General features: G+C 62.8%; 18 protein-coding genes. 1 reads left to right on the top strand and 17 read right to left on the bottom strand.

The genetic code is table 11. The features are described 5' to 3' along the window. Positions 1 to 37 precede the first annotated feature (37 nt). Positions 38 to 2,773, bottom strand: coding sequence for a preprotein translocase subunit SecA (gene secA, locus ACI2JX_RS11120; protein WP_186553877.1), 2,736 nt, complete (start codon positions 2,771 to 2,773; stop codon positions 38 to 40). A 340-nt stretch (positions 2,774 to 3,113) separates the two neighbouring features. On the opposite strand from secA, the gene ACI2JX_RS11115 reads away from it, so the two are divergent. Next, a complete protein-coding gene (locus ACI2JX_RS11115) occupies positions 3,114 to 3,575 on the top strand; it encodes a DUF721 domain-containing protein (RefSeq protein WP_404690079.1) in 462 nt (153 codons plus the stop codon). A gap of 87 nt (positions 3,576 to 3,662) precedes the next feature. Here ACI2JX_RS11115 and lpxC read toward each other — a convergent pair whose 3' ends face one another. From lpxC to mraZ, 16 genes are all read right to left on the bottom strand, one after another. Then, positions 3,663 to 4,574 carry a UDP-3-O-acyl-N-acetylglucosamine deacetylase gene (gene lpxC / locus ACI2JX_RS11110; protein WP_186553875.1) on the bottom strand — a complete coding sequence of 304 codons (912 nt, stop codon included), beginning with the start codon at positions 4,572 to 4,574 and terminating at the stop codon, positions 3,663 to 3,665. Between the two features lie 112 nt (positions 4,575 to 4,686). Then, the gene (ftsZ, locus tag ACI2JX_RS11105; RefSeq protein ID WP_012274054.1) at positions 4,687 to 5,883 is read right to left on the bottom strand and encodes a cell division protein FtsZ; all 1,197 of its coding nucleotides are present in this window, start codon (positions 5,881 to 5,883) and stop codon (positions 4,687 to 4,689) included. A 55-nt stretch (positions 5,884 to 5,938) separates the two neighbouring features. Then, positions 5,939 to 7,201: a cell division protein FtsA gene (gene ftsA / locus ACI2JX_RS11100; protein ID WP_186553874.1), complete on the bottom strand. Its 1,263-nt coding sequence runs from the start codon at positions 7,199 to 7,201 to the stop codon at positions 5,939 to 5,941. Positions 7,202 to 7,215: 14 nt separating this feature from the next. Continuing rightward, entirely contained in the window at positions 7,216 to 8,085 is an 870-nt protein-coding gene (locus ACI2JX_RS11095; protein ID WP_186553873.1) for a cell division protein FtsQ/DivIB, read from the bottom strand. Positions 8,086 to 8,091: 6 nt separating this feature from the next. Continuing rightward, positions 8,092 to 9,048, bottom strand: a complete 957-nt coding sequence (locus ACI2JX_RS11090; protein WP_264236494.1) for a D-alanine--D-alanine ligase — start codon at positions 9,046 to 9,048, stop codon at positions 8,092 to 8,094. Continuing rightward, positions 9,045 to 10,499, bottom strand: a complete 1,455-nt coding sequence (gene murC / locus ACI2JX_RS11085) for a UDP-N-acetylmuramate--L-alanine ligase (RefSeq protein ID WP_264236493.1) — start codon at positions 10,497 to 10,499, stop codon at positions 9,045 to 9,047. Before murC ends, ACI2JX_RS11090 begins: the two co-directional genes overlap by 4 nt. After that, entirely contained in the window at positions 10,492 to 11,571 is a 1,080-nt protein-coding gene (gene murG, locus ACI2JX_RS11080; RefSeq protein WP_368972609.1) for an undecaprenyldiphospho-muramoylpentapeptide beta-N-acetylglucosaminyltransferase, read from the bottom strand. Before murG ends, murC begins: the two co-directional genes overlap by 8 nt. Then, positions 11,561 to 12,775 (bottom strand): putative lipid II flippase FtsW, encoded by a 1,215-nt coding sequence (gene ftsW, locus ACI2JX_RS11075; protein WP_189661729.1) that lies wholly within the window; start codon positions 12,773 to 12,775, stop codon positions 11,561 to 11,563. The genes murG and ftsW overlap by 11 nt, the downstream gene beginning before the upstream one ends. Further along, on the bottom strand, positions 12,772 to 14,118 hold the full coding sequence (gene murD, locus ACI2JX_RS11070; protein WP_368972608.1) for a UDP-N-acetylmuramoyl-L-alanine--D-glutamate ligase: 1,347 nt from the start codon (positions 14,116 to 14,118) through the stop codon (positions 12,772 to 12,774). Before murD ends, ftsW begins: the two co-directional genes overlap by 4 nt. A gap of 6 nt (positions 14,119 to 14,124) precedes the next feature. Beyond that, positions 14,125 to 15,207 (bottom strand): phospho-N-acetylmuramoyl-pentapeptide-transferase, encoded by a 1,083-nt coding sequence (mraY, locus tag ACI2JX_RS11065; RefSeq protein WP_264236490.1) that lies wholly within the window; start codon positions 15,205 to 15,207, stop codon positions 14,125 to 14,127. After that, complete coding sequence (gene murF, locus ACI2JX_RS11060) at positions 15,207 to 16,574, bottom strand: UDP-N-acetylmuramoyl-tripeptide--D-alanyl-D-alanine ligase (protein ID WP_404690078.1); 1,368 nt, start codon at positions 16,572 to 16,574, stop codon at positions 15,207 to 15,209. Before murF ends, mraY begins: the two co-directional genes overlap by 1 nt. Next, positions 16,567 to 18,054 (bottom strand): UDP-N-acetylmuramoyl-L-alanyl-D-glutamate--2,6-diaminopimelate ligase, encoded by a 1,488-nt coding sequence (locus ACI2JX_RS11055; RefSeq protein ID WP_404690077.1) that lies wholly within the window; start codon positions 18,052 to 18,054, stop codon positions 16,567 to 16,569. Before ACI2JX_RS11055 ends, murF begins: the two co-directional genes overlap by 8 nt. Next, entirely contained in the window at positions 18,054 to 19,802 is a 1,749-nt protein-coding gene (locus tag ACI2JX_RS11050) for a penicillin-binding protein 2 (protein WP_264236551.1), read from the bottom strand. Before ACI2JX_RS11050 ends, ACI2JX_RS11055 begins: the two co-directional genes overlap by 1 nt. Then, the gene (gene ftsL, locus ACI2JX_RS11045) at positions 19,802 to 20,095 is read right to left on the bottom strand and encodes a cell division protein FtsL (RefSeq protein ID WP_027594009.1); all 294 of its coding nucleotides are present in this window, start codon (positions 20,093 to 20,095) and stop codon (positions 19,802 to 19,804) included. Before ftsL ends, ACI2JX_RS11050 begins: the two co-directional genes overlap by 1 nt. Continuing rightward, on the bottom strand, positions 20,092 to 21,039 hold the full coding sequence (rsmH, locus tag ACI2JX_RS11040) for a 16S rRNA (cytosine(1402)-N(4))-methyltransferase RsmH (RefSeq protein WP_392464703.1): 948 nt from the start codon (positions 21,037 to 21,039) through the stop codon (positions 20,092 to 20,094). The genes ftsL and rsmH overlap by 4 nt, the downstream gene beginning before the upstream one ends. Beyond that, positions 21,036 to 21,491 carry a division/cell wall cluster transcriptional repressor MraZ gene (mraZ, locus tag ACI2JX_RS11035; protein ID WP_186553864.1) on the bottom strand — a complete coding sequence of 152 codons (456 nt, stop codon included), beginning with the start codon at positions 21,489 to 21,491 and terminating at the stop codon, positions 21,036 to 21,038. Before mraZ ends, rsmH begins: the two co-directional genes overlap by 4 nt. Positions 21,492 to 21,668 lie beyond the last annotated feature (177 nt).

Genomic DNA, 21,668 nt, shown 5'->3' with positions numbered 1-21,668 from the left:
GTGTTTCAGTTGTCAGGGTGACGCGGGAACAGCTCGATCACTCGATCTGGCCGTGGCAATGCTTGAACTTCTTGCCCGAACCACACCAGCACGGCTCGTTGCGGCCCAGTTTCAGGTCATTGCGCACCGGCGCTGCGGCGACGGCGACTTCCGCGCCCTCCTCGCTGTGCTGCTCGCTTTCCAGGCCTGGTGCCGGGGCGTGCTGGAACTGCATGCGCTGGGCCAGTTCTTCGGCTTCGCGACGCAGGCGGGCTTCTTCTTCGATCGGATCTTCGCGGCGTACCTGAACGTGCGAGAGCACGCGGATGGTGTCGCGCTTGATCGACTCCAGCAGCTCTTGGAACAAGGTGAAGGATTCGCGCTTGTACTCCTGCTTGGGGTTCTTCTGCGCGTAACCGCGCAGGTGGATACCGTGACGCAGGTGATCCATGGTCGACAGGTGGTCTTTCCACAGGTCGTCCAGCACGCGCAGCAGGATCTGCTTCTCGAAGGTCCGCAGGGCGTCTTCGCCGGCCTGGTCTTCCTTCTCGTTGTAGGCGCTGGTGATCTCGTTCAGCAGCTTCTCGCGCAGGGTCTCTTCGTAGAGGTGGTCGTCCTCGTCCAGCCACTGCTGGATCGGCAGCTTGATGCCGAAATCGCTCGACAGCGACGCCTCAAGACCGGCCACGTCCCACTGCTCTGGCAGCGATTGCGGCGGAATGTGCTGGCTGATGGTGGCATCGAGCACTTCCTGGCGGAACTCGGCGATGGTGTCGCCGATGTTCTGCGCAGCCAGCAGGCTGTTGCGCATGTGGTAGATGACTTTACGCTGTTCGTTGGCCACGTCGTCGTATTCGAGCAACTGCTTACGAATATCGAAGTTGCGCCCTTCGACCTTGCGCTGAGCCTTCTCGATGGCGTTGGTGACCATGCGGTGCTCGATGGCCTCGCCGGACTGCATGCCCAGCGCCTTCATGAAGTTCTTCACCCGGTCGGAGGCGAAGATGCGCATCAGGCTGTCTTCCAGCGACAGGTAGAAGCGGCTGGAACCTGGGTCGCCCTGACGACCGGAGCGGCCGCGCAGCTGGTTATCGATACGACGCGATTCGTGGCGCTCGGAGGCGATCACGTGCAAGCCGCCAGCCTCGATCACTTGCTGGTGGCGCTTCTGCCAGTCTGCCTTGATCTGGGCGATCTGCTCGGCGGTGGGGTTTTCCAGGGCGGCTACTTCAGCCTCCCAGTTACCGCCCAGGAGGATGTCGGTACCACGGCCGGCCATGTTGGTGGCGATGGTCAGCGCGCCCGGTGCACCGGCCTGGGCGATGATTTCGGCTTCTTTTTCGTGGTACTTGGCGTTGAGCACCTTGTGATCGATGCCTTCCTGCTTGAGCAGGTTGGACATGTGCTCGGAGGTCTCGATGGTCGCCGTACCGACCAGCACCGGACGGCCGCTGGCCATGCTTTCCTTGATGTCGGCGATGATCGCCTGGTACTTCTCTTCGGCGGTCAGGTACACCAGGTCGTTGAAGTCTTTACGCGCCAACGGCTTGTTCGGCGGAATGACCATCACGTTGAGGGCGTAGATCTGGGCGAACTCGAACGCTTCGGTGTCGGCGGTACCGGTCATGCCGGACAGCTTGGTGTACAGACGGAAGTAGTTCTGGAAGGTGGTCGAGGCCAGGGTCTGGCTCTCGGCCTGGATGTTGAGGTTTTCCTTCGCCTCGATGGCCTGGTGCAGGCCCTCGGACAGGCGACGACCCGGCATGGTCCGGCCGGTGTGTTCGTCGATCAGCAGGACCTGGCCGTCCTGGACGATGTACTCGACGTTGCGGTGGAACAGCTTGTGCGCGCGCAGGCCGGCGTAAACGTGGGTCAGCAGGCCCAGGTTGTGTGCCGAATAGAGGCTCTCGCCTTCTGCCAGCAGACCGGCTTGGGTGAGCATCTCTTCGATGAACTGGTGACCGGCTTCGTTGAGCTCGACCTGGCGGCTCTTCTCGTCGATCGAGTAGTGGCCTTCCTGGGTGACCTGGCCTTCGACTTCTTCGATGTGCTGGGTCAGGCGCGGGATCAGGCGGTTGATCTCGATGTACAGCTTGGAGCTGTCTTCGGCCTGGCCGGAGATGATCAGCGGGGTGCGCGCTTCGTCGATGAGGATCGAGTCGACTTCGTCGATGACCGCGAAGTTCAGCTCACGCTGGAACTTCTCGTCGACGCTGAAGGCCATGTTGTCGCGCAGGTAGTCGAAACCGAATTCGTTGTTGGTGCCGTAGGTGATGTCGGCAGCATAGGCAGCGCGCTTTTCTTCCGGCGGCTGGAAGGCCGAGACGATGCCCACCGACAGGCCTAGGAATTCGTACAGCGGACGCATCCAGTTGGCGTCGCGGCGGGCCAGGTAGTCGTTGACCGTGACCACGTGCACGCCCTTGCCGGACAATGCGTTGAGGTAGACAGCCAGGGTACCGACCAAGGTCTTGCCTTCACCGGTGCGCATTTCTGCGATCATGCCTTCGTGCAAGGTCATGCCGCCGATCAGCTGCACATCGAAGTGACGCATGCCCATCACGCGCTTACCGGCCTCACGGGCCACGGCGAAGGCTTCTGGCAGCAATTGGTCGAGGGTTTCGCCTTTGGCCAGGCGCTCTTTGAACTCTGCGGTCTTGCCACGCAGCTGCTCATCGGAGAGGGCCAACATTTTCTCTTCGAAGGCATTGACGGTGCTGACCGTCTTGAGCAGGCGTTTGATCTCGCGCTCGTTCTTGCTTCCAAAAAGTTTCTTTAACAAAGGCGCAAACATATCGGCAGGATCTTCCACACTTAGGGATGGAGGGCGGCCCCATGAGTCGCCCGAGCAGCCCTTGGGCCGCATGCGAACGAGCATTCTACCCGGAAACGATGGTGAGGAAAGTGGTGGATTTCCACGATGCTGGCACAGCGCTAGGGCGGGGACGTTTCTAACATAAGGACTTTTTTTGCAAGTTCAAGGTGTAGCGAAGATGAAACGTATTGAGAATGACTCTTACGCGATGCCATGAGTTCCGCCGTCTTCGCCCGATTACCCGTCAACAAGACAGAGCAGCCTATGCAAAACCCACCTTCTGTTACCATGGCGGTTCTGTAACTTCCTGCGAATCCTCATGGCCTTTAAACCTTCGCCCGCCCGGCCGCCGGCCGCGCTCCTGCGCGAAGCCCGGCCGCTGCGCTTACTGCTCAACCAGGCCGAACGTCTGGAGCACCTGCAGCGATTGCTCGAAAGCCAGTTGCAACCGGCCGCCCGCGCCCACTGTCATGTGGCGTCCTGGCGGGATGGCGTGTTGCTGCTGGTGGTGACAGATGGCCACTGGGCCACGCGCCTGCGCTATCAGCAGAAGCGCCTGCAGCGTCAGTTGCTGGCCCTGGAAGCCTTTGGCAACTTGCAGCGAATTCATTTCAGGGTGCAACCCCCGGTGACGCCGGCTAAACGCAGTGGGCATGCGCCAGAGCTGTCGAGCAATGCGGCCGAGAGCCTGCGCGATACCGCCGAGGGCATCAGCGATCCCAACCTGCGGGCGGCGCTGGAGCGCTTGGCCAGTCACGCGCAGCCAAAGGATAAGCGCTGAGGCTACGAGGTGCGTGGCGTGAGTTTGCTAGCCCTCATAAAAAAGGCCACCCGAAGGTGGCCTCAATGAACTAGAGAGTGTTCGAACTTACACGGCCGCAACAGGGCGCATATAAGAGATCGGTGCCGTGCTGGCATCTTCGAAAATGACCACTTCCCAGGCATCAGTTTCAGCGATCAGCTTGCGCAGCAACTGATTGTTCAGTGCGTGCCCGGACTTGAAGCCCTTGAACTCGCCAATCAGGCTGTTGCCCAGCAGATACAGGTCACCAATGGCGTCGAGGATCTTGTGTTTGACGAATTCGTCTTCGTAGCGAAGGCCGTCTTCGTTAAGCACGCCGGTCTCATCGACAACAATGGCGTTCTCGACACTGCCGCCCAACGCGAGGTTGTGCTTGCGCAGGTACTCGATGTCGCGCATGAACCCGAAGGTCCGGGCGCGGCTGACTTCCTTCACGAACGAGGTGCTGGAGAAGTCGACGCTGGCGCTCTGGGTCCGGCCGCTGACGACCGGGTGATCGAAGTCGATCTCAAAGCTCACCTTGAACCCTTCGAAAGGCAGGAAAGTAGCGCGCTTGTCGCCATCTTCCACTGTCACTTCACGCAGGATGCGGATGAACTTCTTGGGCGCGTCCTGTTCTTCCAGGCCGGCCGATTGAATCAGGAATACGAAAGGTCCGGCGCTACCATCCATGATCGGCACTTCCGAGGCGGAGAGCTCGACGTAGGCGTTATCGATGCCCAGGCCCGCCATAGCGGAGAGCAGGTGCTCGACCGTATCGACCTTGACGTCACCGTTGACCAACGTCGTCGACATGGTTGTCTCGCCGACGTTGGCCGCGCGAGCCGGGATCTCGACCACAGGGTCAAGGTCGGCGCGGCGGAAGACGATGCCGGTATCCACAGGCGCAGGCTTGAGGGTCAGGTAGACCTTCTCACCGGAGTGCAGGCCGACGCCCGTAGCACGGATAATATTCTTCAGGGTGCGTTGTTTAATCATGGCATTGGCCGCTTCAGCGCAAATTGCGAACTGGTATCAACAAAGGCTGGGGATAATAACAGACCCGACCTTTGCTGAATACCAATCACCTTTATACCCCTGATAAATTCCATCAATCAGCCTGACGACGCAGGAAAGCTGGGATGTCCAGATAGTCCAAGTCATCTTGCGGATTGAGTTTAGCCGCTGCTGCGGCGCCCGCATGCGCTTGGTTGCGCATCACGGTCGGACGCTCCAGGTCACGGTAGTTGACCGCTGGCTGCTCCTGACGAGCCGGGGCTGGGTTAGAAGCCTCGTACGCCTGTTGAGCGGTCTGCAGGGTGTTGTCGACGACCTTGACCGGCTTCTCGATGCGCGCACCCAGGCCAGTGGCCACTACGGTTACGTGCAGCTCGTCGCGCATGTCTGGGTCGATCACGGTGCCGACCTTGACCATCGCGTGGTCGGAGGCGAAGGCTTCGATGATGCTACCGACGTCGGAGTACTCGCCCAGGGACAGGTCGGGACCGGCGGTGATGTTCACCAGGATACCGCGAGCGCCCTGCAGGTTGACGTCTTCGAGCAGCGGGTTGCGGATTGCAGCCTCGGTGGCCTCACGAGCACGGTTCGGACCGCTGGCGCAGCCGGTACCCATCATGGCCATGCCCATCTCGCCCATCACGGTACGCACGTCGGCGAAGTCGACGTTGATCATGCCGGGACGCTTGATGATGTCGGAGATGCCGCGCACTGCGCCGGCCAGAACATCGTCAGCCTTGGCGAATGCCGACAGCAGGCTGGCATCCTTGCCCAGGATGGTCAGCAGCTTCTCGTTGGGGATGGTGATCAGCGAGTCGACGCTCTCAGCCAGCATGCGGATGCCTTCATCGGCGATCTGCATACGTTTGCGGCCCTCGAACGGGAACGGACGGGTCACCACTGCAACGGTGAGGATGCCCATTTCCTTGGCCACTTCGGCGATGATCGGCGCCGCACCGGTACCGGTACCGCCACCCATGCCGGTGGTGATGAACACCATGTTGGTGCCCTGCAGCACCTCGGCGATGCGCTCACGGTCTTCCAGCGCAGCCTGACGGCCGACTTCTGGATTGGCACCGGCACCCAGACCCTTGGTCACGCCGGTACCCAGTTGCAGGATGGTACGCGCGCCGATGTTTTTCAGCGCTTGAGCATCAGTGTTGGCGCAGATGAATTCCACGCCTTCGATGCTGCTCTTGACCATGTGGTTGACGGCGTTGCCGCCGCCACCGCCGACGCCGATCACTTTGATGACCGGACTTTGCGGGACGTTGTCTACGAGCTCGAACATTTTCCCTCTCCTTACAGTTCTCTAGTTGTCGCGCCTACCACTACTGCTTTGAAACTTAGAAGTTGCCCTGGACCCAACGCTTGAATCGCTCAAGCACTGGAGCCTTCGGTTCATCGCCATAGCTGTTGCTGCTGCTGTTGCTATTACCGGTCAGGATCAAGTCCTCGGACTGCTTGAGCAGGCCGTAGGTGAGCAAGCCCACGCCGGTGGAATAGATCGGGTTGCGCACTACGTCGCTCAGGCCCCGAACACTGTGCGGTACGCCCAGGCGTACCGGCATGTGGAAGATTTCCTCGGCCAATTCCACGGCCCCTTCCATCTTCGCGGTGCCGCCAGTGAGAACGATGCCGGCAGGCACCAGGTCCTCGTAGCCGCTGCGGCGCAGTTCGGCCTGGATCAGGGTGAACAGCTCGTCGTAACGAGGCTCCACCACTTCAGCCAGGGCCTGGCGCGACAGTTCGCGCGGCGGACGGTCGCCGACGCTTGGCACTTTGATGGTCTCGCCGGCACCGGCCAGTTTGGCCAGGGCGCAGGCGTAGCGAATCTTGATTTCTTCGGCGTACTGGGTGGGGGTACGCAGGGCCATGGCGATGTCGTTGGTAACCTGGTCGCCAGCGATCGGGATTACCGCGGTGTGGCGGATCGCACCCTCGGTGAAGATGGCGATATCCGTGGTACCGCCACCGATGTCGACCAGGCACACGCCCAGTTCTTTCTCGTCATCGGTGAGCACCGAGTAGGCCGAGGCCAACTGCTCAAGGATGATGTCGTCGATTTCCAGGCCGCAGCGGCGTACGCATTTTTCGATGTTCTGCGCCGCGTTGACGGCGCAAGTGACCACGTGGACCTTGGCTTCCAGACGCACGCCAGACATGCCCAGCGGCTCGCGCACGCCTTCCTGGTTGTCGATCACGTAGTCCTGCGGCAGGGTGTGCAGCACGCGCTGGTCCGCCGGGATGGCCACGGCCTGGGCAGCGTCGAGTACCCGCTCAAGGTCGGCAGTGCTGACTTCACGGTCGCGGATGGCGACGATGCCGTGCGAGTTCAGGCTGCGGATGTGATTGCCGGCCACGCCAACGAACGCCGAGTGGATCCGGCAGCCAGCCATCAACTGGGCCTCCTCCACGGCGCGCTGGATCGACTGCACGGTCGACTCGATGTTCACCACCACGCCCTTCTTCAGGCCGCGGGACGGATGAGTACCGATACCGACGATCTCCAGGGTACCGTCTTCGCCGACTTCACCCACCAGCGCCACCACCTTGGAGGTGCCGATGTCCAGCCCGACGATCATTTTGCCGCTATGCGCGTTTGCCATGGTCCTGCCTCTCTCTAATTCTTCGCAACGGCGGGTTGGGCCGTCGTCGGTGCAATCGGTTCCCGCCAGCCAACAGCCAATCCGTTGGCGTAGCGCAGATCAATGCGGGCGATGTTGGTGATCTGCTCTTTGAGTGTCTTGTCGTAAATGGCAATGAAACGGCGCATCTTCTCCACCAGATGGTCGCGCCCCAACAGCAGCTCGATACCGGGACCGGCGCTACCGGCACCGGTGGTCAGGAACCAACTGCCTCGCTCGCGCAGCTCCAGGCGAGCGATGGAAAAGCCCATGGGGCGCAGCATCTGGCTCAATACCTGATATTGCTGCATGACTTGTTGCTGAGCGCGCTGCGGCCCGAACAGCTGCGGCAGGTGCTCATAGTTGGCCAGCTCACGCGGGGTGAACGCCTGGCCCTGGTTGTTGAGCAAGGCTTCATCGCCCCAGCGCGCCACCGGCAATTGCTCTTCGAGGCGGATCACCACCTCGTCGGGCCATACCCGGCGTACTTCGGCGTGCGCGATCCACGGCATCTGCTCGAGCTCGGCGCGCATGGCGCTGAGGTCGACGCTGAAGAAACTCGCGGCCACGTAGGGGGCGATTCGCTGCTGCACCGCTTGCTGGCTGATGTAGCTCAGATCACCTTGCACAGCGATCTTGGTAATCGGTCGGTCGGCATAAGGCATCAGGCGCACCGCGCCCTCATAAGCGCCAAAGCCGGCAGCCACCAGCAATACCGGCCACAGCAGGCGCTTGAGGCCACCCAGGCTTGGCCGCGGCAGGCGCGCCGATACGGGCTCGTCGGCCACCAGTCGGCTGGCACCTCGCGGCACCGGCTTGCTACGGCCGGTAACGGGTTGCTGCTGACGTATCATCGCGCCTTGCATGCTTGCTTAACCTCGCGTCACAACGCTTTCGGCCAGGATCGCCAGCACCAATTGCTGGAAGTCCAGACCGGCCGCGCGGGCCGCCATGGGCACCAGGCTATGATCAGTCATGCCCGGTGCGGTGTTGACTTCGAGCAGCCAGAACCGGCCCTGCTCGTCCTGCATCACGTCCAGCCGGCCCCAGCCTTCGATGCCGATGGCATCGCAGGCGCGCGCGGTCAGGTCGATCAGTTCCTGTTCCTTGGCACTGTCCAGGCCGCACGGGATGCGGTACTGGGTGTCATTGGCGATGTACTTGGCGTCGTAGTCGTAGAACACGTGCGGCGTGCCCAGGGCGATCGGCGGCAGCACCTGGCCACGCAATACGGCGATGGTGAATTCCGGGCCGTGGATCCATTGCTCGACCAGGACTTGCGAATCGTACTTGGCGGCGTCTTGCCAGGCGGCGACCAGCTCTTCAACGCTGTTCACCTTGGCCATGCCGATACTTGAGCCTTCATGGGCGGGTTTGACGATCAGCGGGAAGCCCAGTTCCGTACCGGCGGCAACACAATCGTCTTTGCTACCCAACACGGCGTGACGCGGCGTTGGAATACCCAAGCTCTGCCACACCTGCTTGGTGCGCAGCTTGTCCATGGCCAGCGCCGACGCGAGGATGCCGCTGCCGGTGTAGGGGATACCCAGGCACTCGAGCAGGCCTTGCATGCTGCCGTCTTCACCGCCACGACCGTGGAGAATGATGAAGGCGCGATCGATCTTCTCGCTTTGCAGGCGAGTGAGCAGGTCGTCGCCGACATCGATGGCGACCACGTCGACCCCAGCGCTGGTCAGTGCGTCGATCACTGCGGCGCCGGATTTCAGCGACACCTCACGCTCGGCGCTCTTGCCGCCGTAGAGCACGGCGACGCGGCCGAACGCCTTGACGTCCAGGGTCGAGTGCAGCTTGTCGTAGGCGCTGGTCATTTGGACTTCTCCTGCTTTACTACGGCGCCAGCGAACAGCGGGCTTTTCATCAGTTGCGGGGCCAGGCCACCGATATCACCGGCACCCTGGCACAGCAGGATGTCGCCGGCGCGCAGCAGCGGCTTGACCAGCGGCGCCAACTCCACGCCTCGTTCGATGTAGATCGGATCGAGCTGGCCACGTTGGCGAATGCTGTGGCACAGCTGGCGGCTGTCGGCACCTGGAATCGGCTCTTCGCCAGCCGGATAGACCTCCATCAGCAGCAGCACGTTGGCATCGGCCAGCACCTGGACGAAATCGTCGTACAGATCGCGCGTACGGCTGTAGCGGTGTGGCTGGTAGACCATCACCAGACGCCGGCTTGGCCAGCCACCGCGCACCGCCTTGATCACCGCGGCGACTTCGGTCGGGTGGTGACCGTAATCGTCGACCAGCATCACGCTGCCGCCGTCGACCGGCAGTTCGCCGTAGACCTGGAAGCGTCGACCCACGCCCTGGAAGCCAGACAGCCCCTGGACGATGGCGGCATCGCTGATGCCCTCGTCAGTGGCGATGGCGATGGTCGCCAAGGCGTTGAGCACGTTGTGGTTGCCTGGCATGTTGACCGACACCTGAAGCGGCTCGCAGTCGCGGCGCAGCACGGTGAAGTGGGTCTGCATGCCCTGCTGGCGCACGTTGATGGCGCGAATGTCGGCCTCTTCGCTGAAGCCATAGGTCACCGTTGGACGCTTGACCTGCGGCAGGATCTCACGCACCACCGGATCGTCCAGGCACATTACCGCCAGACCGTAGAACGGCAGGTTGTGCAGGAACTCGACGAAGGTTTTCTTCAACTTGTTGAAGTCGCCTTCGTAGGTAGCCATGTGGTCGGCGTCGATGTTGGTGACCACGGCAACCATCGGCTGCAGATGCAGGAAGCTGGCGTCGCTCTCGTCCGCTTCGGCGATCAGGTAGCGGCTGGCGCCGAGCTGGGCATTGGTGCCCGCTGCGGTCAGACGACCACCGATGACGAAGGTCGGGTCCAGCCCACCAGCGGCGAACACCGAGGCCAGCAGGCTGGTGGTGGTGGTCTTGCCATGGGTGCCGGCAACAGCGATGCCGTGGCGGTAGCGCATCAGCTCGGCGAGCATCTCGGCACGCGGCACCACGGGAATGCGCCGCTCAAGTGCGGTGGCGACTTCCGGGTTGGCCGGGTTGATCGCGCTGGACACCACCAGCACATCGGCATTGGCGGCGTTCTCGGCGCGGTGGCCGACGAAGATTTGCGCGCCGAACGACTCCAGGCGCTCGGTAACCGGCGAGGCCTTGAGGTCGGAGCCGGACACTTCATAGCCCAGGTTCAGCAGCACTTCGGCAATACCGCACATGCCCACGCCGCCGATACCGACGAAGTGGATACGGCGGATACGGCCCATTTTTGGCTGGGGAATGGCTTTCTGGCTTTCAACCATGGGCCACCTCCAGGCAGATATCGACCACGGTGCTGGTTGCGGCAGGCTTGGCCAGGCGCCGTGCGGTGCCAGCCATGGAGTTGAGTTTCTCGGGTTGCATCAGCACCTCGTTCAGGCGTTCAGCGAGCTGCGCTGCGCCAGTTGTCGCTTGTGGCATCAGGAAGGCGGCGCCTTCACGAGCCAGATAGTTGGCATTGTGGGTCTGGTGGTCATCGATGGCGTGGGGCAAAGGCACCAGCATCGAGGGCAGGCCTGCCGCAGCGAGCTCGCTGACGGTCAGGGCACCGGCCCGGCACACCACCATATCGGCCCAGCCGTAGGCGTGGGCCATGTCCTTGATGAACGGCTCGACCTGAGCCGCGACCCCGGCTTCGCGATATCGCTCGGCGGTGATCGGCGCATGCTGCTTACCGGCCTGGTGGAACACCTCTGGCCGAAGGTCTGCAGACACTTGCGACAGGGCGTTAGGCAGCAATTTATTCAATGGTTCCGCACCGAGGCTGCCCCCGAGCACCAACAAGCGCGCACGGCGCTCGGCCAGCGGTGCGCGCTGGGCGTCGAGGAACAGTTCCGGGCGCACCGGATTGCCCGTGGTGCGGCGTTTGTCGCTGGCCGGGAAGGTGTCCGGGAAGGCTTCGCAGACCCGCGCTGCCAGGGGCACCAGCAGGCGATTGGCAGTACCGGCGCGAGCGTTCTGCTCGTGGATCACCAGCGGAACGCCGCACAGTTTTGCCGCCACTCCACCAGGGCCTGTGACATAGCCGCCGAAACCGATCACGCAGACCGGCTTGAGCTGGGCGATGATCTTGCGCGCCTGCAACACAGCCTTGATCAGGGTGAACGGCGCCTTGAGCAGCGACAGCTTGCCCTTGCCGCGCAAGCCAGTGACCTGGATCAGGTGCAGCGCCAGGCCAGCCTGCGGCACCAGCTCGTTTTCGATACCGCGTGGGGTGCCCAACCAGTGCACGCTGTAGCCGCGCGCCTGGAATTCACGGGCGCAGGCCAGCGCCGGGAACACATGCCCGCCAGTGCCGCCTGCCATGATCAGAACGTTTTTACCGTCAGCGGCCATGAGCGGTCTCCTCGGCAAAATCGCTTTCTTTGAATTCGTGCTCTTCGCTGCCCAGGTGCGTGCGACTTTCCCATTCGATGCGCAGCAACAGCCCGACACAGGCACAGCAGATCACCAACGAGCTGCCGCCGTAACTGAGGAACGGCAAGGTCAGGCCCTTGGTCGGCAGCAGGCCGACGTTCACACCGATGTTGATCAGGAACTGGCCGATCCACAGGAACGCCAGGCCGAAGGCCATGTAGGCGGCGAAGAATTGCTTGGCCTTCTCGGCCCACAGGCCGATGTACAGCGCGCGCACAGTGACGAACACGAACAGCGCCACGGTGCACAGGGTGCCGACCACGCCCAGCTCTTCGGCCAATACCGAGAACACGAAGTCGGTGTGCGCCTCAGGCAGGTAGAACTGTTTCTGCACGCTGTTGCCCAGGCCCACGCCCAGCCATTCGCCACGACCAAAGGCGATCAGCGCCTGGGTCAACTGGTAGCCGGAACCGAACTGATCGGACCAGGGGTCGGTGAAGGTGATCAGCCGCGCCATTCGATAGGGCTGCGCCTGCACCAGGACAAACACCGCAACCACTGCCAGCACCACCATCAGCGAGAAGCGGAACAGCCCCACCCCGCCGAGGAACAGCATCGCTGCGGCCGCGCCCATCATCACCACGGTGGCGCCGAAGTCCGGTTCCATCAGCAACAGCCCGGCCATCGGCAGCAACACGATGAACGGCTTGAAGAAGCCCATCCAGCTCTCACGCACTTCCTGCTGGCGACGCACCAGGTAGCCGGCCAGGTAGATGACCACGAAGACCTTGGCGATCTCCGATGGCTGGACGTTGAAGAAGCTGAAACCGATCCAGCGCATCGAGCCGTTCACTTCACGGCCAATGCCCGGCACCAGCACCAGGAACAGCAAGCCGAAGGCGGCCAGCAGCATCATGAAGCCCATGCGTTGCCAGGTGGCGATCGGCACCAACATGGTCACCCCGCCGGCGACCAGGCCAATGGCCACGTACACCAGGTGGCGGAACATGTGGTAAAGCGGATTGCCGGACTGCACGGCGGCCACTTCCGAGGAGGCCGAGGTGATCATCACCAGGCCCAGGCCGAGCAGTGCCAGGCAGCCCGCAAGGAAGGCGAAGTCGAGGTCGATGCCACGGCCACTGATCAGCGGCGACGGGTATGGCTTGAGGATGCCGAAGATCATGCCAGGCCTCCCGCCGCCTGGGCGAACAGGCGCCCACGCTCTTCGAAATTCTTGAACATGTCGAGGCTGGCGCAAGCGGGCGACAGCAACACGGCATCGCCAGACTGGGCCAGTTCGGCGCACTGCTGGACGGCCTCGTCGAGGGTCTTGACCCGCACCAGCGGCACGGCGTCACCCAGCGTTTGCGCCAGGCGCTCGGCATCGCGGCCAAGCAACACCACGGCGCGGCAGTAGCGCGCAATCGGCTCACACAGCGCGGCAAAGTCGGCGCCCTTGCCGTCACCGCCAGCGATCAACACCAGCTTGCCTTGGATATCGGCGCCCAAACCTTCGATGGCCGCCAGGGCGGCACCGACGTTGGTCGCCTTGGAATCGTCGTACCAGTTCACTCCATTGCGCTCGCGCACCCACTGGCAGCGATGGGCCAGGCCGCTGAATTCGCGCAGTGCTGCCAGCATCGGCGCGAACGGCAAGCCCACGGCATGGCCCAGGGCCAAGGCCGCCAGGGCATTGCTCTGGTTATGCGCACCGCGAATTTTCAGCTCGCGTACCGGCATCAGGTTCTGGAATTCGAATGCCAGGTATTTCTCGCCATCGACTTCACGCAGGCCAAAGGCCTTGAAGTCGGGGGCGTTCAAACCGAAGCTCCAGCATGGACGGCCTTCGACCGGCAGTGGCCGGGTCAGGGCGTCCTGGCGGTTGACGACCACCTGGTTGGCGCCACGGAAGATCCGGTGCTTGGCCAGGTGGTAGGCCGGCAGACCGCTGTAGCGATCCATGTGGTCTTCACTGATGTTCAGCACGGTCGCCACTTCGGCGTTGAGCTGATCGGTGGTCTCCAGCTGGAAGCTCGACAACTCCATGACGTACAGCTCGACGCGGTCATCGAGCAGGTCCAGTGCGGGCGTCCCCAGGTTACCGCCGACTGCCACACGCTTGCCTGCCTTGGCGGCCATCTCGCCGACCAGGGTAGTTACCGTGCTCTTGGCGTTGGAGCCGCTGATGGCAATGATCGGTGCCTTGGCGTTGCGGGCGAACAGTTCGATGTCGCCCGACAGTTTGACGCCGCGGGCTGCCGCTTGCTGCAGGGCCGGAGTGGCCAGGGCCAGGCCCGGGCTGACGTACAGCTCGTTGGCGCGGCACAGGAAGTCGACGTCCAGCTCACCACAGCGTACTTCCACCTGCGGGTATTCCCGGCGCAGGGTTTCCAGTTCCGGCGGTTGCTCGCGGGTGTCGGCGACCGCAAAGGCAATGCCCCGGTTCGCCAGGAAGCGAACCAGGGACATGCCGCTCTTGCCGAGGCCGACAACGATGCGGAATTGGTCGGAAGCGATCAGTGACACGCTCGTCTACCTCAGTTTCAGGGTTGCAAGGCCGATCAGCACCAGAATCACCGTGATAATCCAGAAGCGGACGATCACCCGTGGCTCAGGCCAACCCTTGAGTTCAAAGTGGTGGTGGATCGGTGCCATGCGGAACACGCGCTTGCCGGTCAACTTGAAGGAGGCGACCTGGATCACCACCGACAGGGTTTCCATGACGAACACACCGCCCATGATGAACAGCACGATTTCCTGGCGCACGATCACCGCGATGGTGCCAAGCGCTGCGCCCAGCGCCAGTGCGCCGACGTCGCCCATGAATACCTGGGCCGGATAGGTGTTGAACCAGAGGAAGCCCAGGCCCGCACCGATCAGCGCGCCGCAGAACACGATCAGCTCGCCCGCGCCCGGCACGTACGGAATCAACAGGTACTCGGCGAACTTCACGTTACCCGACAGGTAGCAGAAGATGCCCAGTGCACCGCCGACCATCACCGTCGGCATGATCGCCAGCCCATCGAGGCCGTCAGTCAGGTTGACCGCGTTGCTCGAACCGACGATGACGAAATAGGTCAGCACCACGAAGCCGATCCCCAGGGGGATGGTCAGGTCCTTGACGAACGGCACGATCAGCGTGGTCTCGACGCTGGTCGGCGCAGTCATGTAGAGGAAGATTGCCGCACCCAGGCCGAACACCGATTGCCAGAAGTACTTCCAGCGGCTCGGCAGGCCACGCGAGTTCTTCTCGATCACCTTGCGGTAGTCATCGACCCAGCCAATGGCGCCGAACAGCAGGGTGACGATCAGCACCACCCAGACATAGCGGTTGGTCAGGTCAGCCCAGAGCAAGGTGCTGATGGCGATGGCAGACAGGATCAAGGCACCGCCCATGGTCGGGGTGCCGGACTTGGACAGGTGCGATTGCGGGCCGTCATTGCGCACAGCCTGACCGATCTGACGGATTTGCAGGGTACGAATCATCCACGGGCCCAGCCACAGCGACAGCGACAACGCAGTCAGCACCCCGAGGATCCCGCGCAGGGACAGGTACTGGAAGACCGCGAAGCCTTTGTGGAACTGCTGCAGATACTCAGCCAACAGCAAAAGCATTAATGTTTCTCCCCGCTGGCACCGCACAAGGCCGCCACGACGTTTTCCATCGCAGCGCTGCGCGAGCCCTTGATCAAGATAGTGGTGTCGCTGGCGTTCTCACCGCGAACGGCGTCGATCAGCTCAGCTTGAGTAGCGAAATGACGGCCATTGGCGCCGAACGCCCTGACCGCATGTGTCATGTTGGTCCCTACCGCATACAAGGCGTCGACCTTGCCGCGTGCGTAGTCGCCCACCTGCCGGTGGCCTTCCTCCGCCCATTGACCCAGTTCGCCGATATCCCCGAGCACCAGGACGGTGCGTCCGGAAAAGCCGGCGAGTATATCAATGGCGGCGCACATCGAGGTGGGATTTGCGTTGTAGCTGTCGTCGATTACCCGCACGCCATTGGGCGCGACTTGCGCCACGGTACGTCCCTTGACCGGCTGCACCGCGTTCAGGCCAGCGGCGATCCCCGGCAGGCTGACCCCCAGGGCATGCGCGGCGGCGGCCGCGGCCAGGGCATTGCTGACGTTGTGGGTGCCGAGCAGGTTCAACTGCACCGGGACCGAACCGGCCGGACCGTGCAGGGTGAACGATGGGCAACCGCGCTCATCGCGACCGACATCGCTGGCGTGGAAATCTGCCTGGCTGTTAGCCATGGCAAAACTGAGGATGGCGTGGCTGCCGGCGCGTTTTTGCCAGATCGCAAAGGCCTTGTCGTCCAGGTTGAGAATGGCCGTGCCGCCCTCGCCCAGGCCCTCAAGGATCTCGCCCTTGGCTTCGACGATTTTTTCCGGACCACCGAACTCACCGACATGGGCAGTGCCGGCGTTATTGATGATGACCACCTGCGGCCGGGTCAGGCCAACGGTGTAGCGGATCTCGCCGATGCGCGAAGCGCCCAGCTCGATCACTGCCGCCGTGTGCTCGACGCCGATTTCCAGCAGGGTCAGCGGCGCACCGAGATCATTGTTGAGGTTGCCACGGGTAGCCAGCACCGGCCCGCGCGTGCGCAAGATGGCGGCCAGCAGTTCCTTGACCGTGGTCTTGCCGCTGGAACCGGTGATGGCTGCGACCGGCTTGTCGAAGGCGGCGCGGTTCAGCGCACCGAGCTGACCGAGAGCCAGGCGGCAGTCGGCGACGACCAGCTGCGGCAGATCGACATCGGCAACCTCGCGCTCGACCAAGGCCGCCACGGCGCCTTTGGCCTTCACGTCGGTCAGGTAATCGTGACCATCGAAACGTGGCCCGGCGAGCGCGACGAACAGCTGGCCACCGGTGACCGTGCGGCTGTCGATACTGACTCCGCTGAAGCTGATGTCAGTGCCCACCAGGCGCGCTTGCAGTGGCGCCGTCAGTTGGCTGAGGATCATGGGCTTAAGCATGTGGAGCCTCCCAGGCTGCTAGTGCCTTTTCGGCTTCGACCAAGTCGGAGAAATCGTGGCGCTCGCCGTTGATCTCTTGGTAGTCCTCGTGCCCCTTGCCGGCCAGGACGATGACATCGTCGGCCGCAGCGGTAGCGATCAGGTGGGCAATGGCCGCGCCACGGCCGGCGACGAATTCGACCGCACCAGGCTGAGCGAAGCCAGGGCGGATATCGTCGAAGATCAGCGCAGGATCTTCAGTACGCGGGTTGTCGTCGGTGACCAGCACGCGATCAGCCAGGCGCTCGGCCACTTCGGCCATCAGTGGACGCTTGCCACGGTCACGGTCGCCACCGCAGCCGAACAGGCACAGCAGCTTGCCATGAGCATGTGGGCGCAGGGCTTCGAGGACTTTTTCCAAGGCGTCGGGGGTGTGCGCGTAGTCGACCACGACCAACGGCTTGTCGCCGCCGCCCAGACGCTGCATGCGCCCGACCGGGCCTTGCAGTTTCGCTGTGACCTTGAGGACTTCGTCGAGCGAGTAGTCCAGGGCGAGCAGAGTGGCGACCGCCGCGAGCATGTTGCTCAGGTTGAAGCGCCCCAGCAGCTGGCTGCGCAGGATGCTTTCACCTTGCGTCGTCACCAGGATGGCATGCACGCCATCGTCGTCGAACTTGGCTTCGCGGCAGAACAACGACGCCTCGGGGTTTTCCAAGCTGTAGCTGAGCAGCCGCGTTTCGACGTGATCGGCAGCCGGCTTGCGGGCGAAATCGGCCGCCAGGCGACGACCGAACTCATCGTCCAGGTTGACCACTTGGGCGCGCAGGTTAGGCCAGGCGAACAACTTGGCCTTGGCCGCTTCATAAGCCTGCATGCTGCCGTGGTAGTCCAGGTGGTCACGCGACAGGTTGGTCATCACCGCGATGTCGAAGGCGAGCGCGGCAACCCGGCCCTGCTCCAGCGCATGCGACGAGACTTCCATGGCCACGGCCTTGCCACCGGCTTTCTTCAGGTCGTACAGGGTCGCCTGCACGGCAATCGGGTCAGGCGTGGTCAAGCGACCGCTCTGCAGCTCGCCGTAGAATCCGGTGCCGAGCGTACCAATCAGCCCGCAACGCTGACCCAACGCATCGAGCGCCTGCGCCAGCAGTTGGGTAACACTGGTTTTGCCGTTGGTGCCGGTGACGCCGATCAGATTGAGCTGACGGCTCGGCTCGCCATAGAAGCGCCCGGCAATCTCCGACAGTTGGGCGATCAAGCCTTTGACAGGGATTAGCGGCGCGTCAGTGATCGGCAGTACGGTTGCGCCCTGCTCTTCATAGGCGACCGCCGCAGCGCCACGGGCCAAGGCATCGGCGATGTGGTCGCGACCGTCGACTTTGGCCCCTGGCACAGCCAGGAACAGGTCGCCTGGACGCACGGCGCGGCTGTCCAGGGTCAATTCGCGGATCAGCGGATCGCGGCTGGCATGGGCGAACAGCTTGCTCAGTGGCATCGTCATCAACCACGCCCTCCTTTGGCGACTGCGGCGTTGACCTGCTGCGGCGCGGCAGGCGTTGCGGGTGCAGGCGGCGGCAGGTTGTCTGGCGGTACGTTCATCAGGCGCAGGGTGCCCGACATCACTTTGCTGAAGACCGGCGCCGAGACCAGGCCGCCGAAGTAACCACCCTTGCTCGGCTCATCGATGACCACGACGATCGCATAACGCGGATCGCTCATCGGACCGAAGCCGGCGAACAGCGAACGGTAGGCGTTTTCGGTGTAGCCCTTAGAGCCGACGGTCGCTTTACGCGCGGTACCGGACTTGCCACCGACGTGATAGAACGGCACCTGTGCCCGGTATACACCGCGCGGCGCTTCAATGACCTGCTGGAGCATGCCCTGGATGGTTTCGGCGGTCTCCTTGGGCACCACTTGCGTAGATTCAGGGGTCTTGTCGACCTTGACGATGCTCAGAGGCACCATCTTGCCGTCGTTGGCCAGGGCGGCGTAGGCGTGCACCAGTTGCAGCGCGGTGACCGACAGGCCGTAGCCGTACGACAGGGTCGCAGTCTCGGCCTTGCGCCACTCACGGTGGTTAGGCAGGTTCCCTACGCGCTCGCCGGGGAAGCCCAGGCCGGTGTACTGCCCCAGGCCCAGCTGCGACATGACTCGGTAGATGGCTTCACCGCCGATATCGAAGGCGATCTTGCTCATGCCTACGTTGGACGAGTTGATCAGGATGCCGGTCAGGTCGAGAATCGGGCCTTCGCTGCGTGACACGTCCTTGATGGTGTAGCGGCCAATCTGCAGACTGCCCGGATAGACCTCGACCTTGTCGGTCGGCTTCCAGCGCCCGCTTTGCAGGGCGGCGCTCATCGACAACGGCTTGACTGTCGAGCCTGGCTCGAATACATCGATGATCGCCCGGTTGCGCATGGCGGCCGGGAACATGCTGCGGCGGTTGTTCGGGTTGTAAGTCGGCTGGTTGACCATGGCCAGCACTTCGCCGGTCTTGACGTCCATGATCACCAGACTGCCGGCCTTGGCTTCCTGCTCGGCGATGGCATTACGCAGCTCGCGGGTAGCCAGGTATTGCAGGCGCAGGTCTATCGACAACGCCAAGGTCTTTCCGGCCTTGGCGTTTTTGGTTACCTGGATGTCTTTGATCAACCGGCCGCGCCGGTCCTTGATCACCTGGCGCTTGCCGGGCACTCCGGCCAGCCATTCGTCGTAGGCCAGCTCCACCCCTTCGCGGCCGTGGTCGTCCAGGTCGGTAAAGCCAACCATATGCGCGGTGACATCACCGGCCGGGTAGAAACGGCGGAATTCTTCCATGCCGTAGACACCCGGGACTTTCAGGTCCAGCACTTGCTGGCCTTGCTCTGGGGTGAGGCCGCGCACCAGGTAGATGAATTCTTTGTTGGCCTGCTGAGTAAGACGCTCGGTCAATTGCTGCGGGTTTTGCCCGAGCACGGCAGCCAATTGCGCCCAACGGTCTTTGTAAGGCTGCATTTCCTTGGGGTTGGCCCACAAGGTGGTGACCGGGGTACTCACCGCCAGCGGCTCGCCGTTGCGGTCGGTGATCAGCCCGCGGTGTGCCGGAATCTGGATATGACGCAGGCTGCGCGCATCGCCCTGACCCTTGAGGAAGGCACGATCGACCACCTGCAGATCGATGATCCGCCAGCAAATGGCGCCGACCATCACTGCCAGCAAAGCGATCACGACGCGGAAGCGCCAGGGGTAGAGTGCGCCTTCGAGCTTCATCATGGCGCCACCATCCGCACTTCGTCAGCGGCAGGCACGCGCATCTTCAACTGCTCGCTGGCCAGGCTCTCGATGCGGCTGTGGGCAGTCCAGGTGCTTTGCTCAAGAATCAACCGGCCCCATTCGGCCTGGGCTTTGTCGCGCTCGCTCAGTTCGCCGTACAGGGTATTGAGCAACTGGCGGTTCCAGTGCGCGCTGTAGGACACGGCGATCGCTGAAACCAGCACACCGACAAACAGCAGGAGCATCAGGAAGCTACCGCCTGGCAAAGGTTTGGCAAATAGCCGGCTCACCGCAACTTCTCCGCCACCCGCATGACGGCGCTGCGCGCCCGCGGGTTGGCCTTGAGCTCGGCATCGGAGGCGAACTGCGCCTTGCCGATCAAGCGGATCTTCGGCTCGAAGACTTTGTGCTGCACCGGCAGGTTGCGCGGCAAGTTGTCTGCCTCGCCCTTGACCAGCTTGCGCATGAACAGCTTGACGATACGGTCTTCCAGCGAGTGGAAGCTGATCACTACCAGGCGGCCACCGACTTGCAGCGCATCGAGCGCAGCTTCAAGACCGGCTTCAAGATCGCCCAGTTCGTTGTTGACGTGAATCCGCAGACCCTGGAAGGCGCGGGTTGCCGGGTTCTTGCCTTTTTCCCAGGCTGGGTTGGCGACCTTGAGCACTTCGGCAAGGTCGGCGGTACGGGTGAACGGCTGTTTTTCGCGGCGCTCGACCACGGCACGGGCCATACGTCCGGAGAAACGCTCTTCGCCATATTCCTTGAAGACGCGGGCGATTTCTTCGACCGGGGCAGTGGCAATGAACTCGGCAGCACTGATGCCCTGGGCAGGGTTCATGCGCATGTCCAGCGGGCCGTCGTTGAGGAAGCTGAAGCCGCGCTCAGGATCATCGAGCTGCGGCGAGGACACGCCCAGGTCAAGTAGCACGCCACTGACCTTGCCCGCCAGGCCGCGCTCGGCCACTTCCTGGCCCAGCTCGGCAAAGCTGCGCTGCACAATGACGAAGCGGCCGTCTTCGGCCGCCAGCGCTTGCCCAGTAGCAATCGCTTGTGGATCTTTGTCGAACCCCAGCAGCCGGCCCTGCGGCCCCAACTTGCTGAGAATCAGGCGGCTGTGACCACCCCTGCCGAAGGTGCCATCGAGATAGCAACCATCGTCGCGCAGGGCCAGTGCCTCGACAGCTTCGTCGAGTAGCACGGTGATGTGGTTGAAGCCGCTATCTATCGTCACAGGATCAGGTCACGCAATTCATCAGGCATGGCGCCCGGTTGTTGGATAGCTGCAAGATCGGCTGCCGAAACTGCGTTCCAGGCATCCTCATCCCACAGCTGGAATTTGTTCAGCTGCCCCACCAACATCGCCTTCTTGTCGAGCTTGGCGTATTCACGTAGGCGGGGCGGCACCAGGAAACGCCCACTGCCATCGAGCTCCAGGTCAACCGCATTACCGATCAGCAAACGCTGGAGGCGGCGGTTTTCCTCACGCAACGACGGCAAGGCGCGCAACTTGGCTTCTATCTGTTCCCACTCATCGAGGGGGTATACGCAAATGCAGGGATCGACCGCATCAATGGTCACGATCAACTGCCCTTGGCAACGCGAATCGAGCTCGTCACGGTACCGACTCGGCATGGCGAGTCTGCCCTTTGCATCGAGGCTGACGGCGTTGGCTCCGCGGAACACGGCTGCGATTCCCCACAATGTTAGCGTTTTTGTGTCAGAAAACCCACTTCATCCCACTTTCTGCCACTTGCGCACACTATAGGAATCCGCCCGCCACACCGTCAAGGCACGCTCGTAGGGAAATCCCTTACAGGACGGCGATTTAGCGTAACAATGAGAGGAAGAAGGAGTATCAGC

The organism is Pseudomonas sp. NPDC088890 (assembly GCF_044900155.1).
Taxonomy (GTDB): Bacteria; Pseudomonadota; Gammaproteobacteria; order Pseudomonadales; family Pseudomonadaceae; genus Aquipseudomonas; species Aquipseudomonas urmiensis.
The sequence above is the reverse complement of the archived record's forward strand: the minus strand, read 5'-3'. Positions and strand labels throughout refer to the sequence as shown.